Raw genomic sequence first — 1,784 nt, forward strand, 5'->3', positions numbered from 1 at the left:
CCAACAGCCTGTTCGCCGCGAGCGGGATTACGCTCCCGATTTTTTTCGTCAGTATTTCCCGAATATAGAATTTTGTTTCTGGAATGTGTCTGGCGGCGCAGCCTGTGGGCTCCGCCGACAGGCTGAGCCCACAGCGCCGATGAGCGGGAGAAATTTCGGTACGGGGCCGCAGACGCAACCGGCTTACATGGGCGGGACCACGCCATTGTTGCCGACCACGACGCGGTTGGCACTCAGCGTGCCGTCGGCGCCGCGCGTCGCGGTGACCACGACGGGCGCGCCGGGCTTGAGATCGCCCGGCGTGGCCGGCGCGAAGGTGACGACCGGCGTCTTGTCGGGGATTGAGATCTTCTTTGTCTGGCCGTTGTCATAGGTCAGCGTCACCGCGCGGCCATTCACGTCGGTCACGTCGGCGACGGTGCCGTTGGTCATGCGGCTGTTGGGCTTGAGGTCCCAGGCGCGGTCGCCTTCGCCCATGCCTTTCAAGGCTGCGGGAAACACCACGACCTCGAGCGCGCCGCTGCCGCCATCGGCTTTCGACACGGATGCTATGCCGAGGAAATCGCCGAGCTTGATGTCCTTTACCGACGCGCCCGCGACGCCCGATATCTTCCATCCGGCAGCGAGCTTGATCTTATCCATGCCACCCTGGCGGTTTTTCACCGTCAGCTGGGATTGGTCGGAACTGGCCACGACGCCGCGCACCCGCACCGTGTCTGCCGCCGGCGCGCTGGTTGCAGCAAGGCCAAGGCTGGAAAGCGTGCCGAGCACGATCATGATTGTCCGCAATTTCATCGCATCGATCCTTTCAGGAAAATGACAGCCGCGCCGGCAACGTCTTGGGTTTCGCGCCGGCGCAATTGAACCAACGAACGGGGTCGTAAAAATCATCGAGCGACGAGGTGATCAGGTGTTCAAAAGAACTTGATCGAGAGCGGTTGCGAGCGGCGTCCGCCAGGCATGGTTCACGATGCTGTGACGGCCAGTTTGTGACTTGGCAAATCACCCGCAAGCGGGCATGTTCTCGCCGTCTCAGGCAACACCATTTTCATCAAACTCTTTCAGCCAACGGAGTTGCCAATGCCATACAGTGCAAAGCGCGAACCCCTCCCGGAACTGGTTGCCAGCGAAGCCGGGCAAGGCCATAGCGCCCTCAGAACGATTCGGGAAACCAGGGGATACAGTGTCGAGGAGCTTTCCCTGACAACCGGTCTGTCGGTCGACGAAATCGAGGATATCGAGAACGGCAGGACGGCCGATCCGTCGCAACTGCGCCGTATTGCGTCGGCGCTTCGGCTTCCTCAGGAGGCGCTGCTCGGCACGGCCGTGCAGGCGCGGGCCGCGCAAGACCGCCCCGCGCTGTAGCGCCAGTGCCATGCATGTTCGAAAACCCGCCGGGGACCTTGGCGGGTTTTCTGTTTGCCGTGACTGAAGGCTTCGGCACGTGTTTATGGACGCGCCGGCCTAGCTTGCTGCTTCGTCATTTCGATCCGCGGGGTTTCGATGAGCTTGGAATCCGTTCGTGCCTTCTTTGCCAGCAAGGCGCCTGACATCGACGTGATCGTGACTGACGCGAGTTCGGCAACCGTAGCATTGGCTGCGCAGGCGCACGGCGTGTTGCCGGCGCAGATCGCAAAGACGATCTGCCTTCGCGTCGGCGAACGCACCATGCTGGTCGTGACCAGCGGCACCGCCAGGCTGGACAATCGCAAGTTCAAGGATCGGTTCGGCAGTAAGCCGCGCATGCTGGAGGCCGCTGAGGTTATCGAGGCAACCAGCCATCC

The 1,784-nt window shown here is 62.1% G+C and carries 3 protein-coding genes; 2 read left to right on the plus strand and 1 reads right to left on the minus strand.

Annotated features, from left to right (window positions below; genetic code table 11):
• Nucleotides 1–183: 183 nt before the first annotated feature.
• Entirely contained in the window at nucleotides 184–795 is a 612-nt protein-coding gene (locus FJ980_RS30535) for a hypothetical protein (protein WP_140547303.1), read from the minus strand.
• 285 nt (nucleotides 796–1,080) lie between these two features.
• Between FJ980_RS30535 and FJ980_RS30540 the strand changes: the two genes are divergently transcribed.
• Both FJ980_RS30540 and FJ980_RS30545 read left to right on the plus strand, forming a co-directional pair.
• Nucleotides 1,081–1,365 carry a helix-turn-helix transcriptional regulator gene (locus tag FJ980_RS30540; protein ID WP_140493999.1) on the plus strand — a complete coding sequence of 95 codons (285 nt, stop codon included), beginning with the start codon at nucleotides 1,081–1,083 and terminating at the stop codon, nucleotides 1,363–1,365.
• Nucleotides 1,366–1,503: 138 nt separating this feature from the next.
• Nucleotides 1,504–1,784, plus strand: a 281-nt coding sequence (locus FJ980_RS30545; RefSeq protein WP_281406349.1) for a YbaK/EbsC family protein, incomplete at its 3' end; no start/stop codon positions are given.

The organism is Mesorhizobium sp. B1-1-5, assembly GCF_006443065.1.
GTDB lineage: Bacteria > Pseudomonadota > Alphaproteobacteria > Rhizobiales > Rhizobiaceae > Mesorhizobium.

Coding starts and splice junctions, on each gene's coding strand:
- FJ980_RS30540 (WP_140493999.1), top strand. CDS start 1,081: ATGCCATACAGTGCAAAGCGCGAACCCCTCCCGGAACTGGTTGCCAGC.
- FJ980_RS30535 (WP_140547303.1), bottom strand. CDS start 795: ATGAAATTGCGGACAATCATGATCGTGCTCGGCACGCTTTCCAGCCTT.